Source organism: Nostoc sp., from assembly GCF_036919495.1.
Taxonomy (GTDB): domain Bacteria; phylum Cyanobacteriota; class Cyanobacteriia; order Cyanobacteriales; family Nostocaceae; genus Nostoc.
In genome coordinates this window covers 1-1,825 of record NZ_JBALBZ010000113.1, presented here as the reverse complement: position 1 = coordinate 1,825, position 1,825 = coordinate 1, and the positions used below count along the sequence as shown (strand labels likewise).

The window sequence follows — 1,825 nt, the reverse complement described above, 5'->3', positions numbered from 1 at the left end:
GAAAGATTTTTATCTACGTGCTTTGGGCGTTCTCCAAGACCCTTGCATTCAGTTACCTAGTTATGGTCGAATTACTAATTTGAAGTTGAAAACATCCTTAGAAGCTGCTCTTAAACATCGTCGTCTGAAAGTTTTTTGCCTTGATGAAGCACAAAATCTCAGTAAAGTTGCCAGTGGTCGAAAATTACGCGACCAGACAGACTGTATTAAGTCGCTAGCAAACCTTACTCAAGTCAAATTCGTACTGGCAGGTACTTATGACTTGTTGATACTTCGTAACTTGAGTGCCCAGTTGTGCAGGCGCAGCCTGGATATTCATTTTGAGCGATACAAAGTCGAGAATGAAGAAGATTTAAAAGCTTTCAGAGGTGTTGTTCAAACTTTTCAACGTCATTTACCTTTTGAAGAAGAGCCTGATTTACTTAAATACTGGGATTTTTGCTACGAACGCAGTTTCGGTTGTGTCGGTATTCTCAAAGATTGGTTATCTCAAGCATTGGCAACAGCGTTACTGGATGGAGCTAAAACTCTCACTCTGTCGCATTTAAAATCTTCTGCTTACTCTCATGAACAATGCATGATTATCTTCAACGAAACACGATTAGGAGAAAAGCAACTTGAGTTTACCCCAGATAGTTCGGCTTTGAGAATTGCTTTAGGTTTAGAATCTCATCATGGGTCAGCTACACATAGCACGTCCCAGACAACCAATACAACCAATACAACCAATACTAAATCTCGTCGCTCTACTACTGGTAATACTAAACCTCAACGTCGTCCTGTTGGAGGTGGTGAAAATGTCGGTTGAAAGTTTGGCTAATTATGAGTCGTGGGACTTAACGATGAACCAACTTCCAAAACGCAGCCATCTTTATTCTCTTAAACCAATAGGTTTTGGTACACCCACAGTTGAAAGTTTTACTAGTTACTTACAGCGCTTGGCTGCTGCACATGGTGTCTCGATTGCTAGTTTAATTCGCTATAAAATTACGCCGTTATTTATTCAGAGCAACCAACCACCCGATTTCTTGAAAGCTGATGATGCTATCAAAATGCTCATCAATGCTTGGCATCGAGAGCCTGCACTTTTACAACAGCAGTCTGCTAAATTTTGGTTAGACCGAACGCAACATGTTTCAAAGGTAGTTGCCATCGTTGAGAAATTAACTGCTAGGCTTGATCTGAGTTTTCTGACTTTACTTCAATGGCACTCCTGGCGGCTTAACTTCAGTCATATTTTACATACTGAACAACGTTGGTGTTCTGGCTGCTATCAAGACTGGCGTGAAGCTGGAAAACCTATTTATAACCCTTTGTTGTGGACAATAGAACCTGTCAGTGTTTGTCCAGTTCACCAACGTTACCTACAACTACGGTGCTTGTACTGTGGTTGTTTTCAACAGTTTCTCAATCTGGACTGCAATTCTCTTGGTTATTGTTGTGTGTGTAATGCATGGCTGGGTCGGTTTGTAGACAATACTTCTTTTTCTCAAGGGTCTCGGTTTGATTGGGAAAAGTGGGCTGCTCAATCTGTTGGCCAGATTTTCGGCGCTATGCCAACACTTAGTTTGACTTCTTTTTCCCAAGTTACCCCGCCAGCTAAATACCGGCGAAAACCTACTCTCACTAAATTTTTAAGGTGGTGTTACAAACTTGGAATTAATCCTGTTGAGGGTTTGGAAATTCTCTCGATTATACCGAGTGTAGTCAGTTGAACCCAGACCAGAGCTACTGGACGGTGCTTCCTTTTCCGTAAGCATAAGATGAGCGACCTGTTTTGAAACCATAAAGTAAGCAACTTGCTCATCTTATGCTTTCAGTGACA

At 41.4% G+C, this 1,825-nt stretch carries 2 protein-coding genes; both read left to right on the top strand.

All coding sequences use genetic code 11. The features are described from left to right. Positions 1-808, top strand: an 808-nt coding sequence (locus V7K25_RS15950; RefSeq protein WP_335159523.1) for a TniB family NTP-binding protein, incomplete at its 5' end; no start/stop codon positions are given. Beyond that, complete coding sequence (locus V7K25_RS15945; RefSeq protein ID WP_335159521.1) at positions 798-1,715, top strand: TniQ family protein; 918 nt, start codon at positions 798-800, stop codon at positions 1,713-1,715. The genes V7K25_RS15950 and V7K25_RS15945, both read left to right, overlap by 11 nt. Positions 1,716-1,825: the final 110 nt, after the last annotated feature.

What these genes read in the sequence shown, in the direction of transcription:
- V7K25_RS15945 (WP_335159521.1), top strand. Translation starts at nt 798, where the DNA reads ATGTCGGTTGAAAGTTTGGCTAATTATGAGTCGTGGGACTTAACGATG.